General features: G+C 54.1%; 25 protein-coding genes. 14 read left to right on the top strand and 11 right to left on the bottom strand.

The window, feature by feature from the left end; genetic code table 11:
* Nucleotides 1–3: 3 nt before the first annotated feature.
* Entirely contained in the window at nucleotides 4–603 is a 600-nt protein-coding gene (locus tag CTZ24_RS23080) for a nucleotidyl transferase AbiEii/AbiGii toxin family protein (RefSeq protein ID WP_303464706.1), read from the top strand.
* Nucleotides 604–660: 57 nt separating this feature from the next.
* Here CTZ24_RS23080 and CTZ24_RS23075 read toward each other — a convergent pair whose 3' ends face one another.
* Together CTZ24_RS23075 and ascF are read right to left on the bottom strand one after the other, a co-directional pair.
* Entirely contained in the window at nucleotides 661–2091 is a 1431-nt protein-coding gene (locus CTZ24_RS23075; RefSeq protein WP_208725958.1) for a 6-phospho-beta-glucosidase, read from the bottom strand.
* A 12-nt stretch (nucleotides 2092–2103) separates the two neighbouring features.
* On the bottom strand, nucleotides 2104–3552 hold the full coding sequence (gene ascF, locus CTZ24_RS23070; RefSeq protein WP_208725957.1) for a PTS cellobiose/arbutin/salicin transporter subunit IIBC: 1449 nt from the start codon (nucleotides 3550–3552) through the stop codon (nucleotides 2104–2106).
* A gap of 283 nt (nucleotides 3553–3835) precedes the next feature.
* Here ascF and CTZ24_RS23065 point away from each other — a divergent pair, with 283 nt between their 5' ends.
* From CTZ24_RS23065 to CTZ24_RS23025, 9 genes are all read left to right on the top strand, one after another.
* Entirely contained in the window at nucleotides 3836–4849 is a 1014-nt protein-coding gene (locus tag CTZ24_RS23065) for a LacI family DNA-binding transcriptional regulator (RefSeq protein WP_208725956.1), read from the top strand.
* Nucleotides 4842–5387, top strand: a complete 546-nt coding sequence (locus tag CTZ24_RS23060) for a GNAT family N-acetyltransferase (protein WP_208726627.1) — start codon at nucleotides 4842–4844, stop codon at nucleotides 5385–5387. Before CTZ24_RS23065 ends, CTZ24_RS23060 begins: the two co-directional genes overlap by 8 nt.
* A 219-nt stretch (nucleotides 5388–5606) precedes the next feature.
* Nucleotides 5607–6152 (top strand): winged helix-turn-helix transcriptional regulator, encoded by a 546-nt coding sequence (locus CTZ24_RS23055; protein ID WP_208725955.1) that lies wholly within the window; start codon nucleotides 5607–5609, stop codon nucleotides 6150–6152.
* The gene (locus CTZ24_RS23050) at nucleotides 6149–7174 is read left to right on the top strand and encodes an HlyD family secretion protein (RefSeq protein ID WP_208725954.1); all 1026 of its coding nucleotides are present in this window, start codon (nucleotides 6149–6151) and stop codon (nucleotides 7172–7174) included. Before CTZ24_RS23055 ends, CTZ24_RS23050 begins: the two co-directional genes overlap by 4 nt.
* Nucleotides 7171–8730: a DHA2 family efflux MFS transporter permease subunit gene (locus CTZ24_RS23045; RefSeq protein WP_208725953.1), complete on the top strand. Its 1560-nt coding sequence runs from the start codon at nucleotides 7171–7173 to the stop codon at nucleotides 8728–8730. The genes CTZ24_RS23050 and CTZ24_RS23045 overlap by 4 nt, the downstream gene beginning before the upstream one ends.
* Before the next feature lie 20 nt (nucleotides 8731–8750).
* A complete protein-coding gene (fabF, locus tag CTZ24_RS23040; protein ID WP_208725952.1) occupies nucleotides 8751–10028 on the top strand; it encodes a beta-ketoacyl-ACP synthase II in 1278 nt (425 codons plus the stop codon).
* A gap of 43 nt (nucleotides 10029–10071) precedes the next feature.
* Complete coding sequence (locus CTZ24_RS23035) at nucleotides 10072–10704, top strand: aspartate/glutamate racemase family protein (protein WP_208725951.1); 633 nt, start codon at nucleotides 10072–10074, stop codon at nucleotides 10702–10704.
* 174 nt (nucleotides 10705–10878) lie between these two features.
* Entirely contained in the window at nucleotides 10879–12714 is a 1836-nt protein-coding gene (locus CTZ24_RS23030) for a methyl-accepting chemotaxis protein (RefSeq protein WP_208725950.1), read from the top strand.
* 227 nt (nucleotides 12715–12941) lie between these two features.
* Nucleotides 12942–14018: a diguanylate cyclase gene (locus CTZ24_RS23025; RefSeq protein WP_208725949.1), complete on the top strand. Its 1077-nt coding sequence runs from the start codon at nucleotides 12942–12944 to the stop codon at nucleotides 14016–14018.
* Between the two features lie 3 nt (nucleotides 14019–14021).
* Here CTZ24_RS23025 and CTZ24_RS23020 read toward each other — a convergent pair whose 3' ends face one another.
* From CTZ24_RS23020 to CTZ24_RS23010, 3 genes are all read right to left on the bottom strand, one after another.
* Nucleotides 14022–14483 carry an OsmC family protein gene (locus CTZ24_RS23020; RefSeq protein ID WP_208725948.1) on the bottom strand — a complete coding sequence of 154 codons (462 nt, stop codon included), beginning with the start codon at nucleotides 14481–14483 and terminating at the stop codon, nucleotides 14022–14024.
* A gap of 368 nt (nucleotides 14484–14851) precedes the next feature.
* Nucleotides 14852–15016, bottom strand: coding sequence for a con-10 family general stress protein (locus CTZ24_RS23015; RefSeq protein WP_013511857.1), 165 nt, complete (start codon nucleotides 15014–15016; stop codon nucleotides 14852–14854).
* 255 nt (nucleotides 15017–15271) lie between these two features.
* The gene (locus CTZ24_RS23010; protein ID WP_208725947.1) at nucleotides 15272–16186 is read right to left on the bottom strand and encodes a LysR substrate-binding domain-containing protein; all 915 of its coding nucleotides are present in this window, start codon (nucleotides 16184–16186) and stop codon (nucleotides 15272–15274) included.
* On the opposite strand from CTZ24_RS23010, the gene CTZ24_RS23005 reads away from it, so the two are divergent.
* Nucleotides 16185–16898 carry a LysE family translocator gene (locus CTZ24_RS23005; RefSeq protein ID WP_244634063.1) on the top strand — a complete coding sequence of 238 codons (714 nt, stop codon included), beginning with the start codon at nucleotides 16185–16187 and terminating at the stop codon, nucleotides 16896–16898. The two genes, CTZ24_RS23010 and CTZ24_RS23005, sit on opposite strands and share 2 nt — an antisense overlap.
* Here CTZ24_RS23005 and CTZ24_RS23000 read toward each other — a convergent pair.
* Both CTZ24_RS23000 and hpxD read right to left on the bottom strand, forming a co-directional pair.
* Nucleotides 16895–17860, bottom strand: a complete 966-nt coding sequence (locus CTZ24_RS23000) for a PDR/VanB family oxidoreductase (protein WP_208725946.1) — start codon at nucleotides 17858–17860, stop codon at nucleotides 16895–16897. The two genes, CTZ24_RS23005 and CTZ24_RS23000, sit on opposite strands and share 4 nt — an antisense overlap.
* A gap of 11 nt (nucleotides 17861–17871) precedes the next feature.
* Nucleotides 17872–18903: a Rieske 2Fe-2S domain-containing protein gene (hpxD, locus tag CTZ24_RS22995; RefSeq protein WP_208725945.1), complete on the bottom strand. Its 1032-nt coding sequence runs from the start codon at nucleotides 18901–18903 to the stop codon at nucleotides 17872–17874.
* Nucleotides 18904–19030: 127 nt separating this feature from the next.
* Here hpxD and CTZ24_RS22990 point away from each other — a divergent pair, with 127 nt between their 5' ends.
* Both CTZ24_RS22990 and CTZ24_RS22985 read left to right on the top strand, forming a co-directional pair.
* On the top strand, nucleotides 19031–19948 hold the full coding sequence (locus tag CTZ24_RS22990) for a LysR family transcriptional regulator (RefSeq protein WP_208725944.1): 918 nt from the start codon (nucleotides 19031–19033) through the stop codon (nucleotides 19946–19948).
* Nucleotides 19949–20012: 64 nt separating this feature from the next.
* A complete protein-coding gene (locus CTZ24_RS22985; RefSeq protein ID WP_208725943.1) occupies nucleotides 20013–21368 on the top strand; it encodes an RHS repeat domain-containing protein in 1356 nt (451 codons plus the stop codon).
* Nucleotides 21369–21472: 104 nt separating this feature from the next.
* Here the strand turns inward: CTZ24_RS22985 and msrA are convergent, their stop codons facing one another.
* From msrA to CTZ24_RS22970, 3 genes are all read right to left on the bottom strand, one after another.
* Nucleotides 21473–22009, bottom strand: coding sequence for a peptide-methionine (S)-S-oxide reductase MsrA (gene msrA / locus CTZ24_RS22980; RefSeq protein ID WP_208725942.1), 537 nt, complete (start codon nucleotides 22007–22009; stop codon nucleotides 21473–21475).
* Nucleotides 22010–22074: 65 nt separating this feature from the next.
* Nucleotides 22075–22860 carry a type I methionyl aminopeptidase gene (gene map, locus CTZ24_RS22975; RefSeq protein WP_208725941.1) on the bottom strand — a complete coding sequence of 262 codons (786 nt, stop codon included), beginning with the start codon at nucleotides 22858–22860 and terminating at the stop codon, nucleotides 22075–22077.
* A complete protein-coding gene (locus tag CTZ24_RS22970; RefSeq protein WP_208725940.1) occupies nucleotides 22857–23102 on the bottom strand; it encodes a ParD-like family protein in 246 nt (81 codons plus the stop codon). Before CTZ24_RS22970 ends, map begins: the two co-directional genes overlap by 4 nt.
* A 193-nt stretch (nucleotides 23103–23295) precedes the next feature.
* Here CTZ24_RS22970 and bdcA point away from each other — a divergent pair, with 193 nt between their 5' ends.
* Nucleotides 23296–24009 (top strand): SDR family oxidoreductase, encoded by a 714-nt coding sequence (gene bdcA / locus CTZ24_RS22965; protein ID WP_208725939.1) that lies wholly within the window; start codon nucleotides 23296–23298, stop codon nucleotides 24007–24009.
* A 7-nt stretch (nucleotides 24010–24016) separates the two neighbouring features.
* Here bdcA and CTZ24_RS22960 read toward each other — a convergent pair whose 3' ends face one another.
* Complete coding sequence (locus CTZ24_RS22960; protein WP_208725938.1) at nucleotides 24017–25807, bottom strand: sensor domain-containing diguanylate cyclase; 1791 nt, start codon at nucleotides 25805–25807, stop codon at nucleotides 24017–24019.
* Nucleotides 25808–26178: the final 371 nt, after the last annotated feature.

The raw sequence follows: 26178 nt of genomic DNA, 5'->3' as shown, positions 1-26178 counted from the left end.
GTAGTGATTAAAATTAAAGTGAATCCGGTAGGGCGAGGTTTGCTCGGTGAAAAGATCATGATGCCATTATGTGATGCTGCCCAGGAGCAATTTGATGCATTTTGTGTCGTCCCGATTGTACCAATATCTCAGCTATTTGGTGGTAAGTTGTGTGCGGCCCTTGATCGACAACATCCACGAGATTTGTTTGATGTGAAATTATTGTTGAACAATGAAGGCTTCACCGAAGAAATTAAGAAAGGGCTGATTTTTGGTCTGGTAAGTAGTAACCGGCCAACATTTGAAATGCTTGACCCTCATCTACAAGATCAAAGAGTAGCCTTTATGAATCAATTTGAGGGGATGAGCAATGTTGCCTTTAGTTATGATGATTATGAAGAGACAAGGTCAGAGTTAATTCGCCTTATCAGGACCCGGTTAACTCAGGAAGACAAACGATTTTTGATATCCTTAAATAGACTGGAACCAGACTGGGATATATATGATTACCAGCATTATCCATCGGTAAAGTGGAAAATGGTTAACCTGGAGAAATTCAGGGAACATAATCATGAAGCATGGAGGACTCAACTGGAAAATCTGGAAATGATTCTAACTGGTTGATAAGCTGACTCATCTCGTCAGAGGGCGACCAAAGTAGTCGCCCCATGTAAATCCAGACTACGCCAAATCCCGCCCATTACTGGCAATGACTTTCTTGTACCACCAGAACGATTTTTTACGCATACGGTTCAGCGAACCCTGTCCGTGGTCGTCGCGATCCACGTAGACAAAACCGTAGCGCTTACTCATCTCACCGGTCGAGGCCGCAACCAGGTCAATGCAGCCCCAGGTGGTGTAACCGATCACCGGGATGCCATCATCAATCGCTTGCGCCATCGCGTGAATGTGTTCCCGCAGGTAGCTGATGCGGTAATCATCATGGATTTCACCGTCGGCGTTAATCTCATCGCGTGCGCCAAGGCCATTCTCCACCAGGAACAGCGGTTTCTGGTAACGGTCATACATCATGTTCATGGTGATGCGCAGACCGAGCGGATCAATGCCCCAGCCCCACTCGCTGCGTTTAATGTGCGGATTGGTGAGCGATTTCACCACGTTGGCAGCGCTGCTGTTTTGTTCGTTCATCTCGGCGGAAGCACAACGCGAGGCGTAGTAGCTGAAGGAGACAAAATCCACGGTGTTTTTCAGGATCTCGGTATCTTCAGGTGCCATCTCAATCTTCACTCCCTTCTCGCGGAACACCCGGGCCGAGTATGAGGGGTAAGCGCCACGCGCCTGCACATCGATAAAAAACAGGTTTTCGCGATCTTTTTCGAGGGCGGCCCAGACATCTTCTGGTTTGCTCGACCACGGGTAGAAGTTACCGCCCGCCAGCATGCAACCGACCTGGTTTTGCGGGTTGACCTCATGGGCGATGCGCGTCACCAGCGCGCTGGCAACCAGCTCATGGTGTGCCGCCTGATACTTAACCTGCTCAGGGTTTTCGTCAGCTTCAAACACCAGACCTGCGCCAGAGAACGGGCTGTGCAGCAAGATATTGATTTCATTGAACGTCAGCCAATACTTCACCAGGCCATCAAAAGCCTCAAAGCAGGTGCGGGCATAGCGGGCGAAAAACTCAATCATTTTACGATTGCGCCACGAACCGTATTCCGTCACCAGATGCATTGGCACATCGAAGTGGCACAGCGTCACCAGCGGTTCGATACCGTGCTTTTTACATTCGCGGAACACATCGCGATAAAAAGCGATACCTTCCGCGTTGGGTTGCAGCTCATCGCCATTGGGATAGAGACGACTCCAGGCAATCGAGGTGCGGAATACGCTAAAGCCCATCTCTGCCATCAACGCGATATCTTCTTTGTAACGATGGTAGAAATCGATGGCCTGATGGCTGGGATAATATTCGTCTTCACGCAGGGTGAAACGCTGCTCCAGCCCCAGCTTGACAGGCATACGATGTGGGCCATGTGGGATCATATCCACGGTTGTCAGTCCCTTGCCGCCTGCCAGATACCCCCCTTCCGATTGGTTGGCGGCAAGGGCGCCGCCCCATAAGAATCCCGCAGGAAATGTCAGTTCAGACATGAAAATCCTCAATTAATTGGCGTTTACAGGTTTTGCGGCGTCAACCACCGCGTCTGGTTTTTTCGGGCTGGATTCCGCAACCGGGATATCCTCAAAGCCCAGCACCAGGGTCAAAACAAACGAGAGCACCACCGACAGCGCCATCACTGCACCGACCCAGACGATGCTCATCGGGTTATTGGGATCGAAAAACTGCACGCTGGTGAACAGGCCTGGCGAGGCCATCGAATGGCTGGCAAGACCGCCAATACCGGCCACCGCGCCGCAGATAAAGCCACTGATCAGGCTGGCGATCAGTGGGCGTTTTAGCCGCACCGCCACGCCATACAATGCCGGTTCTGAAATCCCGGCAACAATCGCTGAAGCTGCTGCCGCCAAAGCCGTCTGACGCAGTTCCGGGTTTTTGGTCTTGAACGCGACCGCAAGGGAGGAGCCACCGAGCGACAGGTTGGCTCCAATTTCTGAGGGCATCACCATGCCTTCTTTGCCGGTTTCCGCGATAGTCTGGATGATGGTGGGGGTGAACACACGGTGCATACCGGTCATCACCAGCAGGGGCCAGAGCGCCCCCATAATGGCCACTGACAGCCAGCCAAGATAACCGTGGATGGTGTACACCAGCGAGGAAATCCCGCTACCAATCCAGATACCCAGCGGGCCAATCAGTACGATGGCGATTGGTGCGGCAACCAACACAATCAACATCGGTTTCAGGAAGTTTTTGGTCACTGCCGGGGTGATACGATCGATAATGCGTTCAATGTGCGACAGGATCCATGTCATCACCAGAGCCGGAATCACGGTGTAGGTATATTTGACTGCCGTCACCGGGATATAAGCAAACTCCACCGCCTGGCCCTGTGCGGCTTTAGCCATCAGGTCGATAAAATTGGGATGCACCAGCACGCCAGCGATCGCAATCGCCAGCGACATATTGGTTTTAAATTTCAGCGCCGCAGAAGCCGCGACCATGATCGGCAGGAAGAAAAATGCGCCATCGCCGATGACGTTGAGGATCACCAGCGTTGAGGAGCCTTCCGCGAACACGCCGGTCATATTGAGGATCATGGCGAGTAGTTTCACCATCGAACCACCAATAATGGCGGGGATCAGGGGTGACATGGTGCCGACCAGCGCATCAAGAATCCCGGCACCGATGCGTTTCAGGGTGATTTTGCGCCGTACGGGTTGTGCGGCAGGTGCTGAACCCGGTGTTGCCAGCTTCAGCACTTCCTGAAACGCCTGTCCAACGTTGTTGCCGATAATCACCTGGCACTGGGTATCGGCGTGCACCACGCCCATCACACCGGGGATTGCTTTCAGCACGGCGTTGTCCACCAGGCCCGTGTCCTTGACGACAAATCTCAGCCGGGTCATGCAATGCGTGACGGCTTCAATGTTTTCGGCACCACCCAGCGCCTGGACGATGGCGCGGGAGATCTCGGCATAATTCTTCGACATGGATTTTTCGTCTCTTATCAAAATAGATCGCTTATCTGGCCGTTCGTGCATCAGCTGTAGGGCAGAGGCAACCAGATGTTCAGTTTCTCATCATGAGAAACCGGTTTCACAAAATAATGAAGTTGTATTTTTAACCTGACAAGACATTTGAAATTTGATTTAAAACATTGTGACGCTCATCACTTAATGGCTGTGACGGCAGGGCGGCAGTCAGGAGAAAAATTTCCTAATCTATGAGCATGTTAGGTAAACTGCGATTCGTCTTGATTGCGATGAGAAAACGATGACAACCATTCTCGAAGTGGCGAAAAAAGCCGGTGTGTCAAAAGCAACGGTATCCCGCGTGTTATCGGGGAATGGCTATGTGGGCGAGGAAAAACGCGAACGGGTACTGCGGGCGATCGCCGAGACGGATTACCGCCCCAACTTGCTGGCACGTAATCTGGCGGTGAAATCGACGCAAACCATCGGGCTGGTGATTACCAACACGCTCTACAGCGGCAGTTATTTCAGCGAGCTGATGGCTCACTCGGCGCGCCTGATGGAGCAACAGGGGCGACAGCTGATCCTCGCCGATGGCAAACACAGCGCAGCCGAAGAGCGTGCGGCGATTCAGTTTCTGCTTGATTTGCGTTGCGACGGCATCATCATTTACCCCCGTTTTCTCTCCATCGATGAGATGGACGACATTATCTCCCAACATAAACAACCGATTCTGGTGATTAACCGCCGTCTGCGGCAGCATCAGAGTTTCTGTATCTATTCCGATCAACACGCCAACAGCACGCTGGCGGTCAACCAACTGATTGCGCTGGGCCATCGTGATATCGCCTTTATTACCGGATCACTGGATTCTCCTACCGGGCTGGAACGTCTTTCCGGCTATAAAGCGGCGCTGGCCGGGCATCAGATCGCGGTGCAGGATGCGCTGATTGTCGAGGGTAAGTGGCATGCGCAAAGTGGCATGGCGGCGGTGGCGTCCTTGCTGGCACGCGGGTGTCACTTCAGCGCCATTGTTGCCAGCAACGATGAGATGGCGATTGGCGCCATGAAACAACTCGCTGCCGCGAAGATTGCCGTGCCTGAACAGGTGTCGGTGGTGGGTTTTGATGATATCCCGCTGGCCCCGTTTACCATTCCTTCACTGTCGAGTATGAAAATTCCGGTGACCGAAATGGTCCAGCAGACCATTGAACAACTGGTGTCGATGCTGGATGGCGGCAATATGGCGCAGAACAAAAATTTCACCGCGCGCCTGGTCATGCGCGAATCTATCGGGCCGGGGCCATATGGTTAAACATTACAAGGAAATCTCTTCTGTCAGGCTGGATTATCGCTGCCTCGAACCTGCTGACTGGCCATTTTTCAAGGCGTTAAATCAGGACCGTCACGTCATGCATTTTATTAGCGATTCACGCACGGATGAAGAAATCAGAATCCAGTCTTTCGAGAAACGTTTGCAACCCTGGCATAAAGGCAGTGAGCATTGGTTATGTCTTGTTATGTGTCAAAAGAATACAGATACACCGATGGGCGTCACCGGCTTTATCGAGCGTGATGAAGGCATTGCGGAAGTGGGTTTTATCCTCGCCGCCGAATTTCATGGTCAGGGTTTTGGCAGTGAATCGCTAAAAGATATTGCCCGTTTCGCATTTAATACCCTGGGGTATCGCAAATTAACCGCCACGGTGACTTCAGGAAATGAAGCTTCACGCAGGACCTTGTTTAACGCTGGATTTCATCAGGAAGGCACGCTCAGGCAAAACTATTTCCTGCATGGTCGTTGGCAGGATGACTGGATTTTTGGCTTGTTAAGCGAAGAGTTCAGATATTAAGCGGTAAAACCTGCCTGATACACATCTGTTAAACAAACATTTTTACACCCTGACTGGCTCACCCGTAGCGGCGCGATTTATCGCGCGGTTTCGTGCACGCTGAGGGAAAAATCTGCGCAATAAATTGCGCCGCGACACTTCCTGCCAATCAGAGTAACTTGCATTTTGATAGTTACTGTGGAAATCTGAGCGCATTGCGAACCAACCCGAGCCAGCAAGATGAAAAACGAACCGCTTTGCCACGCCCCTTGTCCCATTGCCCGCAGCCTCGGACGCATTGGCGATAGCTGGAGCATGATTATTCTGCGTGATGCGCTAGCAGGTTTTACCCGCTTTGATGAATTTCAAAAGAATGCCGACATCGCCCCGAACATCCTTTCCCGACGCCTGAAGGAGCTGGTGGAGGATGGACTGCTGGAGAAGGTGTGCTACAGCAGCACCCCGCCGCGCTACGAATATCACCTCACCGAGATCGGACGTGATTTTCGTCCTGTCATTCTGGCGTTGGTGGAGTGGGGTAGCCGCCACTTCTCGCCGGAAGGTCGTCAGGTGCAATTGGTGGAAACCGCCACCCAACGTCCGGTGCAGGCGATTATGGTGGATAGCGAAACGCGTGAGCCGCTGACCGCGGATAAGTATTCGATCGTGCCCGGTCCGGTAGCCGCGCCAGTGATTCGCTATCGTCACGAATACATCCAGAAAAAACGTGCGGGTGAGCCAGCGCTGAAATTTGTCCCACCGGCGAAACAGGTGGATAAGCCATGAACAGGCGCAAAGTGATCCCGTTAGTGGCGGTTGCCGCCGTGGTACTGGCTGCGGGTTATGGCCTGTGGTGGTGGCAGTCCGGCCGTTTTGTTGAATCGACCGATGATGCGTATGTCGGCGGCGATATCAGCACCATCTCCGCCAAAGTGGCGGGCTACGTGCAGGAAATCGCCGTGCAGGACAACATGCGGGTGAAAAAAGGTGATCTGTTGGTGCGGCTTGATGCGCGTGATTATCAGGCAGCACTGATGAAAGCCAGTGGAGAAGTCGACGCTCAGCAGGCTGCGCTGGCGGATATCGCCGCCACGCGTGAGTTACAACTCGCCACCATCGCCGGTTCAGTAGCGGCAGTGAATGCCGCACAGGCGATGACGGAAAAAACCGCAGGCGACAACCGACGTTATGGGGCGTTGGTGCAGACGGTCTCTGCGCAAACCCGCGACTACGCGCAGGCGGATTACCGTCAGGCGGTGGCGCAGGAGAGCAAAGCTCGCGCCGATAAAAGCGTTGCGGAGCGCCAGTTACAGGTGTTGGATGCGCGTGAGAAACAGACGCAAGCGGCGCTGGTACAGGCGCAGGCGGGTCTGGAAATGGCAAAACTCAATCTTGGCTATACCGAAATTCGTGCCCCTTTTGATGGGGTGATCGGTAATCGCCGCGCCTGGTCCGGGGCTTACGTCAGCAGCGGTACGCAATTGCTGTCGCTTGTGCCTGCACAGGGGTTGTGGGTAGATGCCAATTTTAAAGAGAACCAACTGGCGCATTTACAGGCCGGACAACAGGCGCAGATCGTCGCTGATGTGTTGCCGGGCCGAACCTTTACCGGCCATGTTGTCAGTCTGTCGCCTGCCACCGGTTCACGCTTTAGCATCCTGCCAGCGGAGAATGCCACCGGTAACTTCACCAAAATCGTGCAACGTGTCCCGGTACGTATTGCGCTGGATGGCGAAGCGGCAAAGCTGGGGCTGTTGCGTCCGGGGCTGTCGGTTACGGTAACGGTTGATGAGAAACCTGCGCCATGAGCAGCCAGACGGCCTTGCCTGCTGCACCGGCATTAGAGATGCCGGTCAGCAAAAAAGTCATTGCCTTTGCCACTATGTGTCTCGGCATGTTTATTGCGCTGCTGGATATCCAGATTGTTTCGGCCTCATTGCGTGACATCGGTGGTGGTCTGTCGGCGGGGGATGACGAAACCGTCTGGGTGCAGACCAGCTATCTGATTGCCGAAATCATCATTATCCCGCTTTCCGGTTGGCTGGCGCGGGTCATGTCAACGCGTTGGTTGTTCGCCGCCTCGGCGGCCGGTTTCACCCTGATGAGCGTGTTGTGTGGTTGGGCGTGGAATATCCAGAGCATGATTGCGTTTCGCGCCTTGCAGGGACTGGCTGGGGGTTCGATGATCCCGCTGGTGTTTACCACCGCCTTTGCCTTTTTCCAGGGTAAGCAACGGGTGATTGCCGCCGCCACGATTGGTGGGCTGGCATCGCTGGCCCCGACACTTGGCCCCACTGTCGGCGGGTGGATCACAGAGAATTTCAACTGGCACTGGTTGTTCTTCATCAATATCGTGCCGGGCATATACATCACGCTGGCGGTGCCTGCGCTGGTAAAAATCGATACGCCGGATACCTCGTTGTTACGCGGCGCTGATTATCTCAGTATCGGCTTGCTGGCCGTATCGCTGGGCTGTCTTGAATATACGCTGGAAGAGGGGCCGCGCTGGGGATGGTTTGACGACAGCACCCTGACCATCACCGGTTGGCTGGCGCTGGTATGTGGCGTGATGTTTATCATCCGTACGCTGCGCCACGCGCAACCGGTGATGGATTTACGCGCGCTAAAAGATCGTACCTTTACCCTCGGTTGCTATTTTTCGTTTATGGCGGGGGTTGGCATTTTTGCCACCATCTATCTCACGCCTCTTTTTCTCGGCACGGTGCGGGGTTACAGCGCGCTGGAAATTGGTCTGGCGATCTTCTCTACCGGCCTGTTCCAGGTGCTGTCGATTCCACTGTACTCGTGGCTGGCTAATCGGGTGGATCTGCGCTGGCTGCTGGCGGCCGGGCTGATTGCTTTTGGCGTATCGATGTACAGTTTTGTGCCGATTACTCACGACTGGGGTGCAGATCAGCTGCTGCTGCCACAGGCGTTTCGTGGTATGGCGCAGCAATTTGCCGTCGCACCGACAGTGACACTGACGCTGGGTAGCCTGCCACCGCCGCGCCTCAAACTGGCATCCGGGCTGTTTAACCTGATGCGTAATCTGGGTGGGGCCATCGGCATCGCCCTGTGCGGCACTATACTTAATGAGCGCACCAACCTGCATTACAGCCGTCTCGCAGACCATCTCAACAGTGCCAGCCTGACGCTGGGCGAATTTATGCACACATCCACCGCTGCGCTGACCCAGCAGGGTTTCAGCCCCGATGCTGCACAGACTGCCGCGCTGAAAAACCTTGCGGCACTGACGCTGCGTGAAGCCAAAACTCAGGCTTTTGCCGACGCGTTCTGGCTGATCATGATCGGATTCTTTATCGCCGCATTGCTGGTGCCGTTTATGAAAGTGCCAAAAACCTAATCATCACAACTGGAGATCATATGGATATCTCATTAAAACGCATCGTCGTTACCGGCATGGGGATCGTCAGCCCACTGGGGTGCGGCGTGGAACATGTCTGGCGCGCCCTTGTGCAGGGGCAATCCGGGATCAGCCCGTTGCCCGAAGCCATCGTGCAGGATATCCCCTGCAAAATCGCCGGTCAGGTGCCCTCGGTAGAACAGGACCCGCAACATGGCTTTGATCCGCTGGCGGTTATCCCGGCCAAGGAGCGCAAAAAAATGGACCGCTTTATTGAGTTTGCGCTGGTAGCTGCTCATGAGGCGCTCACCCAGGCTAACTGGTTTCCTCAGTTGGAAGCGTTGCGCGAGCGAACCGCGACCATCATTGCCACCGGCATCGGCGGCTTTAATGAAATCGCGGCGGCGGTAGAAACCACTCATAACCGTGGTCCACGTCGCCTGTCACCTTTTACCGTACCTTCCTTTCTTGCCAATCTGGCGGCGGGTCACGTCTCGATTGCGCACGGCTTTCGTGGGCCGATTGGTGCGCCGGTGACAGCCTGTGCTGCCGGTGCGCAGGCGATTGGCGATGCGGTACGCCTGATCCGAAGTGGAGAGGCGGATATCGCCTTGTGCGGCGGTAGCGAAGCGGCGATTCATCGTGTCAGCCTCGGCGGATTTGCCGCGGCGAAAGCGCTGTCCAGCGGATTTAACCACCAGCCTGCCAGCGCTTCGCGACCTTTCGATCAACAGCGCGACGGTTTTGTCATGGGCGAGGGAGCGGGGTTGCTGGTGATTGAATCGCTGGATCATGCCCAGGCGCGCGGCGCGACCCCGTTGGCGGAAGTGGTGGGATACGGCACCAGCGCCGATGCTTACCATCTCACCGCCGGGCCGGAAGATGGCAGCGGTGCGCGTCGGGCCATGCAAACCGCCATACGCCAGGCCGGGATTACTCCGTCGCAAATTCAACATATCAATGCACACGCCACCTCAACCCAGGTGGGCGATAAAGGGGAGCTGGCGGCGATCCGCGCGCTGTTTGCCGACAGCCCGGTGGCGATCACCTCAACCAAATCGGCCACCGGCCATTTGTTAGGTGCGGCGGGGGGTGTTGAAGCCATCTTCAGCATTCTGGCATTGCGTGACCAGTTGGCACCACCGACGCTGAACCTGCACCAACCCGATGTGGCGGCGGAGGGATTGGATTTGGTGGCGTTAACCGCGCGCCCGATGCCGATGGAATATGTGTTGTCGAATGGTTTTGGTTTTGGCGGCGTCAATGCTAGCCTGATTTTCCGCCGCTGGCAGGCGTAGCGGCGTCAGCAAAATAACAACAACATCATGCAGGAGTTTGGACATGCTGGGGATTATTCGTGTTTTGACCCACCCGGATCAGCACTTTGTTGAAGAACACGGGCGGTTAATTCACCAGGAGTATGGCATTGCATCGGTGAGCCGGGCGATTCCCGATCAACCTAAAGGTATTTTTGACGATGCCAGCGAGGCGCTGGCAGTGCCCAAAATTGTGACGTTGGGCCAGCAACTGGAAGCGGAGGGCTGCAATGCGCTGTTTCTCAGCTGTGCCGCCGACCCGGGGCTGGCTGAGTTACGTGCGGCCGTGACGGTACCGGTAATTAGCGCGGGCAGTGCAGCGGCCAGTATCGCCCGCATGTTAAAAAGACCGGTGGCAGTGATGGGGATAGGTGCCACCGCACCGGCACCGTTCCGCCAGTTGCTGGGTGAGTCAGTGCGTTATGCGCGGCCAGAAGGGATTCGCAACACCACCGATCTGCTGACGACGGAAGGCCGCGCCAGTGCTTTGGCCTGTGCCGAGGGTTTGTATCGCGAAGGGATTGAGGTGATTGCCTTCTCCTGCACCGGCTTCTCGACCATCGCGTTGGGCGATAGTATCCGCGCGCAATTGGGCGGTATCGCCGTTGATGCGGTCAGCGCGGCGGGGCTGTTTATCAGTCAGTTGGCCCCGCAGTAATACCCCTTGCGCGATAAACGCGTCACGGATTGCGCGATAAATCGCGCCGCTACGGATCCCATTCAATCGTTGCGGCGCGCTTTTTTTATGCTTCCGACAATAAACAATTCCCTAATCCCTCCGATAACCCTCTCAGTAACCCTTACAAAAATGATAAACGCAGGAGTGGGAAACATGGGATTGGTATCGCGATTGCGAAACGTGCGCATAACCCGAAAACTGTCGGCAGGATTCGGTATTGTGCTGTTGCTGGTGGCGCTTGCTACCGGGCTGAGCGTACAGCGTTTCAACGAAATTCATAATATCTATCAAAAAACGAATCTGATTTATGACATCAATATTGAAGTGTTCCAGGCAAAAATTAACCGCCTGAAGTACCTTTATGGCGATGATCAGTCTGGCGCGGTGATGGCGAAATATGTCACCCATGCGCAGCAACTGACCGGGGAGGCCAAAAAACTCAACTGGTCAGACGATGCCGCACCGATTATCGACGAGATCGGCAGCCATCTCACCGATTTCCAGCAACGTATCGGCGCGATGACGCAGGCCACCCAGCAACTGAATAGCCTGCGAGCTCAACTCGATAATATCAGCCAGCAGGACACCACCTCCCGTTATACCCAACTGATCCGTACCCCGGTAGCCACGCCGGAATTGACCAACCAGATTTACGACCAACTGTTTGCCATCAGCAATGTGCGGGAAGAGGCGCTGGCGCTGCGCTTCAACGTCAGCGAACCGTTGCGTAACGCGCTGGAAGCCCACTTCCGTAGCGCCGATCAGGGGATGAAAGCGTTACTGGCGCAACTTCCGCCAGAACAGCAGGGGGGCTTTACCGCGCTATGGCAGGATACCGAACGCTTTAAAGACCTGAGCCTGCAAGCGGCTCAGGCTTATGCGCAACTGCGCAGCGCGGAAGACGGCGTAAAAGTGGCGGGTGATAAAAGCAGCGCGGCCATCAAGAAAGTCATCACCATTGTTAAAACACGCAACGATGAACTGGCTAACGGTTCTTCCACCCTGTCGCTGTTGATTGGCGGGCTGGCGATCCTGTTGGGCGTGCTGGTGGCCTGGTACATCATCCGTCAAATTACCCAGCCGGTATTCCATAACCTCGAACTGGCGGAGCGCATTGCCAGTGGTGATCTCAGTTCGCAGTTTGCCACCGATCGTCGTGATGAGTTAGGCAAGCTGACCTCAGCGATGGGCAGAATGAATGAACGGCTGCGCAGCATGATTGGCGACGTGTTAAGTAGCGTCAACAGCGTGTCGCAGGCAGCCAGCGCGATCAATCAGGGTAACCTCGACCTGTCCTCACGCACGGAACAGCAGGCGGCGGCGGTGGTTGAGACTGCCGCCAGCATGGAGCAGTTGACCGCTACGGTGAAAAATAATGCCGAGAATGCGCGTCAGGCCAGCCAAATCGCCGCAGAAGCCACACGCAATGCTAATCAGGGCGGTGTCGCGGTACGCGATGTGGTCAGCACTATGGGTGAAATTTCTGATAGCTCGAAGAAAATTGCTGATATTACCGCGGTGATCAACAGCATCGCTTTCCAGACCAATATCCTTGCCCTGAACGCCGCCGTGGAAGCTGCGCGTGCGGGTGAGCAGGGACGTGGTTTCGCCGTGGTGGCAAGTGAAGTGCGTAACCTGTCACAGCGCAGTTCGCAGGCAGCAAAAGATATTGAACAGCTGATCAGCGAATCGGTCAGCCGTATCAGCAACGGTCATCAGCAGGTGGCGCGTGCCGGTGAAACTATGGATCAAATTCTCGGCAGCATTGCGCGCGTGAATGAGATCATGGAAGAAATTTCGGCAGCGTCGGATGAACAGAGCCGTGGTATTGAACAAATTGCCCGTGCCGTGGGTGAACTGGACACCACCACTCAGCAGAACGCCTCGCTGGTCAGCGCCTCGTCTGTCTCCGCAAATTCACTGGAAGAACAGGCACTGATGCTGGAACGTCTGGTGGCACAATTCCGTCTGCAAGGTAAAGCAAGCTAACAAGCACCGGAGCACCATTCAGGAACAGCGCGATTTATCGCGCTGTTTTTTTTGGGAAAACCGCACGATAAATCGCGTTGCGACCAATGGGGCCAGTGCTTATTTTCCCCATAATGGAAAAAAATTGTGCTGTCGTGTCTATTCAAGGGAAAAAATCTGAAAAAGTACACGCGGTTTAATGCTTTTCCGATAAACTGCATGTCTTGTCGGTTTGATATTGCCCGTGAATGAATTACTACTCACCTGATGATAATCACCTGAAGCGTCGTTCGGTGCGCTTCGTTCGCCGCATGTTTTTAATGCGCCAGCTCGGCACGATCTTGTGTTTCTTCCCTATTCTTTCCGTGTTGATGGAAATGAACCGTAGCCTTGAGCTGTGCGGTCTGCTGTTTACCAACGCATTTATCTGGCCGTGGATCGCGTATCGTCTGGCGTTGCACGCTGTAGATTCCACCGCCACCGAGCGGCGTAATTTGACACTGGACGCGGCCTTTGGCGGGGCCTGGGTCGCGCTGATGGGGCTCAGCCCCATGCCCTCGTTTATTATTATGGCGGTGCTGGCCTCGGATCGTTATGCGGCGGGAGGCAGTGCGCAACTGATTGCCGCGCTTCAGGCCTTCTTTTGTACCTTTATGATGGTCTGGCTGGTGGATGGCACTGGCTTCCGGCCCACCTTCAGCACGCAAACTGTCTGGCTGACGCTGCCGCTGGCAACGATTTATATGCTGGCGCTCAGCGTTGCGTCGTACAACCTCACCTGGCAGTTGCGCAAACGCAATCGCGAACTGGAACGTATCGCGCTGATGGATCCTGGGCTGGAAATCCCCAACCGGCGTCTGTTTGAACGGCGGCTGGAGAGTGAATTTCTCAGCACCCGTCGTGGTGACAGCAGCGCATATCTGCTGCTGATTGATGTCGATAATTTCAAAGCGGTTAACGACACCTGGGGCCATGAAGCGGGCGATTTTTTGCTGGCGGAGATCTCCGCGTTATTGCGCAACTATGTCGGCATCCAGGATATCCCCGCCCGCTTTGGCGGCGATGAGTTGGGGGTGATTGTGCATCATTCCTGTGATGAATCCGTGGTGCTGCTGGCGGAACGGTTGAAAGAGAAAATTGCGCAACTGCGTTTGCCGGCCTCGCCGGATTTCAGTTGTTCAGTGAGTATTGGCATCGCAGCAGCAGCCGGTGCGGAGTCACTTGGCTACTGGCTGCGTCATGCTGATGAAGCTCTGTATGAAGTGAAACGCGCCGGACGTAACGGGGTGCGGTTGTGGCAACCCGTACTGGCCGGCGCGGCCTGACGTTTATGCGAAGCGGGGTTCGCAGCTTACCGGAAAGTTAAGTGAGTTAGCGATATAACAGGCCTCATGCGCCTGATGATGCAGTTCTCTTGCGCGCTCGGCATCTGCCGGGTTGCGCAAGGTGATGCGCGGTTTCAGGGTGATTTGCGTAAACCGACCGCGCACACCTTCCACCATAGTGCCTTCAGCGGCATCTTCGTAACTTTCCACGTTAATCCCGGCATCGGCGCACAGATGCAAATACCACAACTTATGACACGCAGACGCGGCGGCGAGCAACAGCTCTTCCGGGTTCCAGCGGCTGGCATCGCCACGAAACGCGGGATCGGCGCTGAGGGGCAAGGTGGGTTTGCCGTTTGCCAGCAATTCGCCATTGCGATCATAAGCGGTATAGCTGGCGGTGCCGTCACCGCGATTGCCGGTCCAGCGAACCGTCACCTGATAATGATGTTCCCGTGCTGCCATCGTGCTGCTCCTTTTATGAGGCGGGGCGATTTATCGCGCATTGTATAGATCTTCTGCAATCACCAGGGCGCAGACACCTGGGGCTTGCAACATAAAGTAGCATCAAAGATGCAATAAATCATGATTTATTATTAAGTTAGGGTATTCAGCGGATATTCCAGAACGCCGGAATAAATATATATAGCGCAGATTTAATTTGTACAAGAAATATAACCCTGTACAAATTAAATCGACTGATTGTATAAGATGGTAGGGAAATAGCCTGGTGTTTGCGGGTAATAAAAACACCTCCCGACGTCGAACAGGCGATGGTCAGGATATGCGTTACCGCAAAAATAGATTGAATATGGAATATCTGAGCGTTTGCTTTACTTGCGGCGACTGATTTTTCCTCCTTTTCGACCGGCTTCGATGGCACGCTCCGGGTCATTGCGGAAATTCCCACCACTCATCTGACCACCTTTGCGACCCGCTTCAGCCGCGCGTTGCTTATCTTCTGCAAAGTTACCTGAACCACCACGACGTTGCGTCATTGTTTATTCCTCTTCGATGTATTTGCCGATTAACAGAGCGCGCTTCTTCTCACATCAGGAAGCAAGAATAACTGTAGCGGTAATTTTAATTAAGGCAAACTAAGAATAATCCTAAGTTGGCATTTTTGCCGTTTTGTTCATGTAAGAAATAAATAATTAATATGATATCTCGGGCTTATTTATATTCGTTAGGTTGCTATCTATTTTCATTGTGGAGAATAGGGCATGTGCTGTTATATCCCATCCAGGAGTCGGTTATTTCATCAGTATTAACCCATCGATTCCGGTTGTTGGCAGGGCGGGAAGATGATCACGCAACCAGCTCAGTAGCGTGTCGCGTGCGGCGCTAAACGGGGCGTTGGCCGGCCAGACAAAATAATAACCGTCGCCGGTTGCCACCGCCTGGGGAAAAGGAAGCGTCAGCAGTCCGTCGCGCAGCGCATTCAGACTCAGCAACAGATCCCCAACCGAGATACCGTGACCACTGATTGCGGCCATATTGCCTTGCTCCAGCGTGTCGAAGACTTTGCCCTGCCAAAGGTTCGCGCCCGGCGTCAGTCCGACTCCCCTTAACCAGCGCTGCCAGTCCCGCCGGTCAGCGGTGGGGTGAATCAGTTCGCAGCTTGCGAGATCCTGCTGTGCCTGCGGTTTCAGAGCGGGGGAACAGACAGGAATCAGCCACTCTTTAAATAACAGGTGACTCTCGGTGCCGGGGCCAAAATCGCCGTTACCCAATAAAATCGCGCAATCAAAAGGTTCACGACTGAAATCGACACTGTCTGTTGCCATCCAGACGCTGGAGATTGCCACTTCAGGTGTTGAGTTTTTCTCACGAAATGCCTGTAACACATCCAGCAACCAGCGCATGGTCAAGGTCGAGGGGGCCTTCAGGCGCAGGTTTTTACTTTGTTGGCTAAAGGCGGCACAGGCGCGTTCGAGGCTGTCGAATCCTGATTGTAGTTGTGTCGCCAGCACGCGGCCTGCGGCGCTGACCTCCACTTTAGGTCCCCGACGAATAAACAGTTCGCAGCCAAACAACGTTTCCAGCGTGCGGATATGTCGACTGATAGCACCCGGTGTGACGTGCAGCACCGTCGCCGCCTGACTAAAGGAACCGTATTGGGCGGCGCAGGCAAAAGCCCGTAGCGCATAAAGAGGAGGAAGTGACATGGGTTTTGCCATATTGAGTAAAACTCACATTCAACGGCAGTTTAATGCGTTTTTCAACTGCGTTGTGGCTGGCGATACTGACGGTCTGATTTCTCTGTTAATAACCACCATGAATCTGCCATTACTGTGTACTTATCTGTTTTCCATCTTCGTCTTATTAGCCACGCCGGGTCCGGTGGTGGCGCTGGTGACCGGCACCGCCGCCCGTCACGGTAGCCGACGCGCGTTTAACACGGTGCTAGGCACCCACGGTGCGTCGCTGGTGTTGATTGCACTGGCAGTCTTGATGCTGGTTGGGTTGGTCACCATCAGTCAGCTGAGCTTGCGCATTGCCGCGTTGGTCGGGTGTCTTTATATCGGCTACGGTGCCTGGCGAGGCTTGAGGACGGTACCGGCACAGCATGTCGCGCCAATGCAGCAGGGCGGGATAGTGCAGGGTTTTCTGGTGGGCTTTTCGAATCCGAAAGATATCCTGTTTTTTGCTGCCTTGTTTCCCCAGTTCATTGCCGTTACGCCACACCTCAGCACCAGCCTGCTGTTGCTCTCGCTGCTGTGGATAGCCTTCGATTTCTGCGTCATGGCCTGTTATATCCTCGCGGTGCGGCGCTGGGTCAATGGCGTTCAGCAGCATCAATTGGCAATGGTTTCCCAATACCTGCTGCTGCTGATGGCGCTGGTGGGGGCGGGGTATAACCTGCGCGAACTGTTTTAAAGTTCGATCACCAGATTGCGCGACAAACTGCGTGAGCAGCACAATGCGATATATTGTTCCGGCGCAGATTTTTCTGCCGCGGATTGCACGGTATCGCGATGATCGATCTCGCCTTCAGTGACACGGGTCAGACAGGCTCCGCACATGCCCATCTCGCAGGAAAGCGGCACATCGACGCCGTTTTCCAGTAGCACCGTGGCGATGGTCTGTCCGGGTGCGACCGGCCATTGCTGCCCGGTAGAGGCGAGGGTGACGGTGAAACCTGCTTCATCCTGTGCAGCGACAGCCGACAGCGGCTTAAAGGCTTCAGTGTGAATATGCTGCTCTTGCCAACCGTGACGGATTGCGGTGGCGCGGATATGGCTCATAAAACCCGCCGGGCCGCACAGATAAAGATGGGTATCTTCTGCCGGATCAAGCAACTCTGCCGGCGCATGACTGCGTGGGCTGCGGCCTTCGCTGCTGTGCCAGATTTCACAAAAACCATGTTGGAAGGGTTTGGATAGCTCGGGCAGAAACGCCTCGTCGCCACGTTGTTTCACATAATAGTGCAGCACGAAGGGCACGCCCGCCGCTTCCAGCGCTTCTGCCATCGCATACAACGGCGTAATGCCAATACCGGCTGCCATCAGGATCACTTTTCCGGCGAGTTGCATGGGAAACAGATTGCGCGGCGGCGAGATGCGGAGGACCTGACCGGGGCGCAGCATCTCATGGACATAACGCGATCCACCGCGTGACTGCTGATCGCGCGCAATACAAATCTGATAATGACGGGTGTTGTCACTCTGTCCGGTAAGGGAATATTGGCGCACCAATCCCTCGCGCAGATGAACATCGATATGCGCGCCGGGTTGCCAGCACGGTAACGGCTGACCATTTTCCGCGACCAGGTTAACGGCGAGGTTGTGCCGGCCCTGGCGGAACATCCCGTCCACCACCACCTGTAATGTTGTGCTCATCGTTGCCCCCGTTACACCAGGAAAAATTCACCGAAGCCCATACGTTTCAGGCCACGACGATAGGCAATGGAACTGCGGTCAGCCGGGATATGGGCTTCGAGCGCCAGGTCGAGTGGCAGGCGCTCCGGCATCTGGGTTTCCACCATCAACCGGTCTTCCTCAAACACTCGCTGGTTAAAGGCATGCACATCTTCTACCGGGATATGCAGATCAAAGTTGCGGGCGATGGGAGCAAACATCCGGGTTTTACGTGCCGAAACCGGTGATGCCGCGTTCATGATCACCAGTCGGGCCTCGCCAGGGAAATGAATGGTCAGCGTGGCGGTAAAAGGCAGGTGCATCTCAAAATGGCGCAGCCATTCAAACCCTTCCGGTGCCTGCTGGCCGCTGTCGGCGGCGAAATTACTGACCGAGCTCCAGTAATCCACCGCGAAACCGTAAGCGGTTTCAACCGGATTGTAGGGCGGTACGACCTGATTAGTGGCATCGGCGAAAGTCTCGGTGTGGACCCACGCGAAATGGGCGACGTCGAGAAAACCTTCCACCTGGCGGCCGGCGAAACCGTTCACATCAAAGCCTGGACAGTTGATTTGCTGGAATCCGGCATCGTCCCAGTGCGGCATTACCGGCAAAGGTGATGGGTTGTCAGCATCCGGTGCCATGCATACCCAAATCAGACCATAACGCTCCTCCACCTGATAGTTGATCAGATTCAGTTTGGCGGGGATGGGCTGGCCAGGACTGGAGGGGATACGGTTGCATTTGCCACCTTCACCAAACCGCAGGCCGTGATAGGGACAAACCACCCCCTCTTCGTCATGAAAACCGAGGGTTAAGGGGACGCCACGGTGTGGACACACATCACGCGCCACCACGGCCTGGCCTTTGATGCGATAGACCACCAATTGCTCATCCAACAGCACCGCTTTGGTGGGGGCACCGGTAACGTCGCAGGAGCGGGCAACCGGGTGCCACTGGCGAGCCAGGCGCAACCAGTCATCGGGTTCAAATGTACAGTGGGCGGGTGGGGTGAGGGTATTCATAGCGATGTCCTGTCAGTAGCTCACAATAAACTCTTCATTTTTGTCTGGTCATTGTGAATAATCAGGCCTGTACAAATCCATCAGCATTAATTCAATTATGTGTTGCAAAAAACTGTACAGGTGAACCATGAGTCCATTTTCCCGATTTGCCGTTTATTTTGCTGAGGTGGCGCGTAGCGGCAGTTTGCGTAAGGCGGCGGAGAAGCTGCACGTCTCGGCATCCGCCATTAACCGGCAAATTTTGCAGGCCGAGGAGAGTTTCGGTACGGCATTGTTTGAACGCTTGCCCGACGGCTTGCGCATGACGACAGCTGGAGAACTGTTGTATGACGATGTGATGCGCTGGCAACGTGAGTTTCGCGTCACCCGCCAGCGTTTCGATGATATCCAGGGCCTGAAACGCGGCAATGTCAGTGCCGGGCTGGTGCAGTCATTGACCAAAGGCAAGGTGGCCGATGCGCTGGCGGATATTGCCCGCCAGCATCAATGGCTGCGGCTGGAGCTGACGGTCGACAACAGCCATGCCATCAGCCAGCGGATCCGCCAGTCGGAAATTGATTTTGGTTTGATTCTCGACCCGGCCGGGCAGAGCGGTCTGGATGTGCTGGCCTTTGCCGAGCTGGAGATGGGGGTGGTCCTGCCGCCACAACACGCGCTGAGTGGCCGCAACGCGTTATCCCTGAGCGAGTTAAGTGGCGAACGACATATCATTCCCGGCGAGTCGCTGGTGGTGCACGAACGTGTCGCGGCGCTGTATCGCAAACAGGGTATGGCACCGGATAATATCATCGCCTGCAATGATATCCGTCTGATCCGCAGTCTGGTGGCGCAGGGCACTGGCATCTGTGTCCTCAGCCTGCTGGATGTGATGAGTGAGGTGGAGGAGCAACAACTGTGTTTCGTGCCGCTGAAAAATAGCGTGCTACGCCCGTTGACGCTGGCGCTGTGTACCGCCCCCTCTCGTCAGCTGTCGCGTGCGGCACAACAGGTGATTCAACGCATCACTGCGGTGATTGAGGAGATGACGCCGCAACAACATCGCTAACTACTATTTGCCGGACGGCGGTGCGCTTAACGTGAAGCGATGACTCCAGTGAGGAATTATTGCGATGAAAGAAGCTTCAGCGTTAAACAATAGCTGTGAGCGTTACCGCTACGTCTGTGCAGGTCAACGTGTCACAAAGTCAACCTGTCAGCCAATAAAACAGGGTATGCACCAGCAACAAGTACGTTACCTTACGGGGCTGGAATTACGTACGACCAATATGACTTCTCAGATGAACGAAGATCTGCGTGTCATTACGCTCAAAGGTGTGCGTATTTTGCACTGGCAGCGGGGCAAGCCTGAAGGTGTCGATATTTATCAACCACGCTTTTCTCTTGCCGATCGTAGTGAAAACATCCGGTTTGAGCTGGATGGAGAGGGGAATATAATCAGTCGGGAACACTATTATCCATTTGGTGGGACATCTCTTTTGGCAACAGCAAGGCAAATAACGTCCCATTACAAAACCCTGCGCTATGCTGCTAAAGAACGCGATATTACCGGATTACTTTACTACCGCTACCGTTATTACGCTCCGTGGATGATGCGCTGGATTAACACAGACCCGGCTGGAGGGGTGGACGGAATTAATCTTTTCAGAATGGTGAAGAATAACCCGGTTACCTTCACTGATGAGGATGGGCGAATTACCGTTAATAAAGAGGAGGTGATGGGTGCGGGTTTTGCGATTTATGCATTAGCGGGTGCAGCATGGGTGTCAGGTTCCGAACTCGAAAATTTTGAATTCTGTTCTGCGATTCTGGGCAGTGTGGTAGTCGGGCTTTCCTTCGTGCTGGATAGTGTATTCAAATACTCGCAACAGCAGGACGAGAAGAAGAAAAATACAGAAGAATTGAACAATGAAATTAACGCATTGGGAAAACTAGCGGAAGGTTATCTCGGCGAATTTCATCCTCTTGAAGATGAAAACTACAGGCTTCGGGATATTACCGTTGTGGGTATAGGAGATGATCAGCGCCCCGCGGTTACTTATACCCTCAGGGAGGAAAAGAGAAAATTGTATTTCTCCTCTCATGGACTATCAGGAACAGGTGAGCCTCAGATCAATGGCATGGGATATCGACCTGATGAGTTCTATGAATATCTAAAAAGATTTCATCGGAATTTTGACTCGGACTACGATACGCTCGAAGTAACGTGTTGCAGTACGCCAGACGGTGCGAAAAAGTTTGGAGAGGAACTGCGGAACATAACAAAGAAAAATATTTTAATTTATTCAGATACGTATGTTTTCGCAACCAAATACAAACATTCGATAATTGAGAAGGCAGCTGCCAGGTTATCTACAGGGGAATCCCCTTTCATGGTGACAAAATACTTAAGGGGTGAGGAAACGAAAGGGAATGTTATTTACCGGAAAATGATCAGTGATAGAAGTAAATTCCTACGGTTTGAATAAGATACCGAAGAACATCATCAACATTAATTGTTGATATGTTTAATCAGACAGACAGGTGACTTAAGATAAGTCTGGGTGATAATTTATCACCCAGATTATGCATATTAAGTCTCTTTCGCTTGCTTCGGAAATTTCTTCCGCAGCTTTTGCAGTTTGGCCGGGATATTCATCATACAAAAGGCGTTTTCCTGGCCCTCTTTCTCCCAGAAATTTTGATGGTAATCTTCTGCCGGATACCATTCGCTTAGCGGTTCCAGCTGCGTCACCAGCGGCAGGCCTAACTCCTCTGCCGCACGCGTGATGCCCTGCTCAGCGGCGAGGCGTTGTGCTGCCGAGGTCGGGAACAGCGCGGAACGGTAACGGGAACGTTCGACGCCATCTTTGATATTGGGCTGAGTGGCATCGTGAGTGGCGAAGTGAATATCCAGCAGGTCGTCGTAGCTGACGGTATCAGCATCGAAAACGATGCGGACCGCTTCGGCATGACCGGTGGTATCGCTGTACACCTGGTCATAAGTGGGCGCGACGACATGGCCGCCGATATAGCCACTTTCTACCGAAATCACGCCATCAATGGATTGGAAAATCGCTTCGGTACACCAGAAGCAGCCACCGGCAAAAATTGCGCTTTCTTGTTTCACACTTACACCCTGATCCTGATATATATGGTTTACCCGTAGCGGCGCGATAAATCGCGCCGCTACGATCAAATCGCTTCGTATTCGCCCGTACCATCCGGCCACGGCGTCAGCAGATCAAACCCGGTTTCCGTCACCGCTACGGTGTGTTCCCACTGGGCCGACAGAGAACGATCCTTGGTCACCACCGTCCAGCCATCGGACAACACGCTGGTGCCCGCTTTACCGGCATTGATCATCGGTTCAATGGTGAAAATCATGCCAGCTTCCAGCGCCAGACCGGTGCCCGGCGTACCGTAATGCAGAATTTGCGGTTCACCATGATAGATTTCACCCACACCATGACCGCAATATTCACGCACCACCGAGAAACCGGCTTTTTCCGCCACCTGCTGAATCGCGGCACCAATATCCCCCAGGGTGGCACCCGGTTTAACTACGCGAATCCCGGCCACCATCGACTGATAAGTGATCTCCACCAGACGTTTGGCTCGTACCGATGGCGTGCCGACGAAATACATCCGGCTGGTATCGCCGTACCAGCCGTCTTTAATAATTGCCACATCGATATTGACGATATCGCCGTCTTTGAGTTTTTTCTCGCCGGGAATGCCGTGGCACACCACATGGTTGATTGAGGTGCAGACGGTGCGGGTATAGCCGTGATAGCCGATATTGGCGGGAATGACCTTTAGTTCATTGACGATGAAATCGTGACAGATGCGATCCAATTCGTCGGTGGTCACTCCCGGTTTCACGTAAGGCGTGATCATCGCCAGCACTTTGGCAGCGTCGTGGCCTGCTGCACGCGCCAGTTCGATGTCCTGCGCGGAGTGCATTTTGATGTTGTTCATTGCGCAATTCCCTGCGTAGTGGGTAAAGAGGTGTTCAGCAGCTGCGCCAGATCGGAGCCGCCATCAATTTCCACGCGCATCAACAGGCGTGTTAACTCCTGATGACTAAGCTGCGGGTAAAGCTCGGCCAGCATGCCGATTTTCATCCAGTGTTCCGCCTGCGCGTTAATTGAGCGACTTAACGCCGTGCTCGCCACGCGCAGGTTCTCATGCATCAGATCGGAGATTTTTACGATTCCCATCACCTTAGCCTATATGAAACGTATATGGTTTATATATAGATTACGCCGGGTGCGTTGATTTTGGAAGGTAAACTTTTAGCCGGTCCTGGCCTGGGGGAGCGGGCGCATTTGTGCGGTAACCTGTCGTGAACGTCGACTAAACTGACTGCATCGTAGCCATTCGCGGCTACCTCAAATCACGCAGGAGTCGAGGATGTCTTATTTTGACGGTAAATCAGTGTTGGTACTTGGCGGCAGCCGGGGCATAGGTGCAGCGATTGTGCGGCGCTTTGCCGCAGAAGGCGCTCGGGTCAGCTTCACCTATGCCGGATCGGCAGAAGCCGCCAGACTGCTGGCGGAAGAGACGGGCAGTCAGGCTTTTCAGACCGACAGCGCGGATCGCGATGCGGTGATTGGCCGGGTCAGAGACAGCGGGCCACTGGATATTTTGGTGGTTAACGCGGGGATCATCGCCTTCGGTGATGCGTTAGAACAGGACCCCGACGAGGTTGAGCGCCTGTTTCGAATCAATATCAATGCGCCCTATTTTGCCTCTGTCGAGGCGGCACGTCAGATGCCGGACGGGGGGCGCATTATCATCATGGGTTCTGTTAATGGTGACCGCATGCCCGTGCCCGGCATGGCCTCATACGCGTTGAGTAAATCCGCCCTTCAGGGGATGGCGCGCGGCCTGGCGCGTGACTTTGGCCCGCGCGGGATTACCATCAATGTGGTCCAGCCCGGTCCCGTCGATACGGATGCGAATCCGGCTGAGGGGCCATTGAAAGAATTGATGCACGGCTTTATGGCGATTAAGCGTCATGGTCGGCCGGAAGAGGTGGCCGGAATGGTGGCATGGCTGGCCGGACCGGAAGCCAGTTTTGTGACCGGGGCCATGCACACCATTGACGGTGCGTTTGGTGCCTGATAATCAGCTAACGCTGACAAGTAACATTACGCAGTTTCCAGGCCAGCCAGTTATCCAACTCCTCCTCCCGCAAAGGGTGGGAGTAGAAATAACCCTGCGCCTGGTCACAGCCAAATTCCTTCAATGCCTCAAGGGTTTCCATATTCTCCACTCCTTCAGCCAGCACCATATAATCCAATTCCTTCAGCATGGAGATGATGCTTTTGGTGATGATACGTGAAGCGGTGTCGGTGGACAGGCCATTAATGATTGAGCGATCCAGCTTGATGACATCCAGCGGCATGCGGCGCAGATAGCTGATGTTGCTATAACCGGTGCCGAAGTCGTCCAGTGAGATGCCAAATCCCCGAAGTTTCAGCATCTCCAGGCCATCAATGGCAGCCGGGCTTTCAATAATTCGTTCGGTTTCCAGACATTCAATACCGAGCAACGAGGTTGGCAAGCGGGCGTCAATCATCAGCTTTTCGAGCCAGTCGGCAAAGCCCTTTTTGCTGAAGTCACGGACGCTAACGTTCACGGTAATCGGGAGCTGAATCGCACTATGCTTGAGGCGTTTCAGACGATCTATCGCATGGGTGACTACCCATACCGTCAGTTCTTCTATTAACGTGGTCGGCTCCGCGAGGGGAATGAATTCTGCGGGTGCCAATTCTCCCCTGATGGGATGCGCCCAGCGGATCAGCGCTTCAAGACCGAGCGGTTCACCGCTTTGCAGGCAAATTTTCGGCTGATAAACCAGGTAAAGCTCGCGGTCATGTTTGAGCGCTGAAGCCAGATCATTGACCAGGGTGAAATCTTCTGTCCGGCGTTCATCGGACGCCAGGCTGAAGCTCATGGCGGGGACACCACGACAGATGGCTTCATGTAGGGCACTGACAGATCGTCGCAGAATCTCATGTGCGGAAAGTCGCGAGGGGATAAAGTCCGTCTCTCCGGTGTGGGTGGTCAGATCGACCGACAAACCTTCTCCCATATCGGCACTGATACCCTCAAGCCTTGTGGCAACCCAGGCGGCGCTTAAACGACCGTCTTGTTTGGTTAATACCGCAAAACGTCCCGTCGCGATGGTATACAGCAACGCATCATTACCGGGGCGCAGGCGTAAGGGCAGCAGCGTAGCCACATCTTTAAGCAGCCCCTCAACCGGGGCCATCCCCAGAGAACGTGCCAGCTCATAGGCTCTGGGCATATCAATACAATCGATCAACACCAGGCGTCGCGGCGTGTTATCACCGGAAGATGCGAGAGATTGAAGATCGCGTATCAGGCGTTGGCGGTTAGGCAGACCCGTTACCGGGTCGGTGTAACCCACCGCATGCCATGCTTCAAGAAATGACATCACCAGTTCAGCCAGTAACTTAAGGGTATTCACCTGGTCCGGGCTGAATGGATGGGATTGGCGGTCAACCACGCACAGACTGCCAAGTACCATACCTTCCCGGTTTGTTAGCGGCACCCCGGCATAGAAACGAACAAAAGGTTCACCCACGACAAAGGGATTGTTTGCGAAACGGGGATCCTGCCAGGTGTCATGGACGATCATGGCACCCTCACCGTCAACCACATACTGGCACATCGAATCAACCCTGGCGGTTTTCCCCACCAAAAAGTTGTGTGCGACTTTTATATATTGGTGGTCATCGTCCATTACCGAGATAAAACTACTTGGGATACCCAAGGTTTTACTGACCAGGCTGGTAAATTTTCTTAGTACATCATCCCGGCTTTCATCCGGGTCCCGCAGTACCTGCAACGCGAGACGCTGGCAGCCATCTTCGCTACTGTCGTTTATGTACATTATTCCTCCGCCCTGACCCTGATTCAGATGCGAAAATTAAAATGAAAACGAATTATGTAAACCTGGTAAGCCGTTTATTCCGACAATGACAGGTCGTTTTTTTAAGTTGATTATCATAGGCTTGTCGCCAGATTTTGTCATTCTTATTTGTCTTAACGCATTCTTTACGTCTGCAAGACGGGAATGGAGAGTCATTGAAAAGAAAAACCCGCACGGAGCGGGTTAAAATGCTGCACATTTAATTCAGGAAAATTCTCGTACGCAGCACGTTGCTGTGTGTGTGCTTTGCGTTGCTATAATAGCAACGAGCGTGGCGGTGTACAGAAAATGATCGGCGAATTAAATTGACCGTGATGATTAGATTTTTAATC

It is taken from the genome of Pantoea phytobeneficialis (assembly GCF_009728735.1).
GTDB classification, from domain to species: domain Bacteria; phylum Pseudomonadota; class Gammaproteobacteria; order Enterobacterales; family Enterobacteriaceae; genus Pantoea; species Pantoea phytobeneficialis.
The sequence above is the reverse complement of the archived record's forward strand: the minus strand, read 5'-3'. Positions and strand labels throughout refer to the sequence as shown.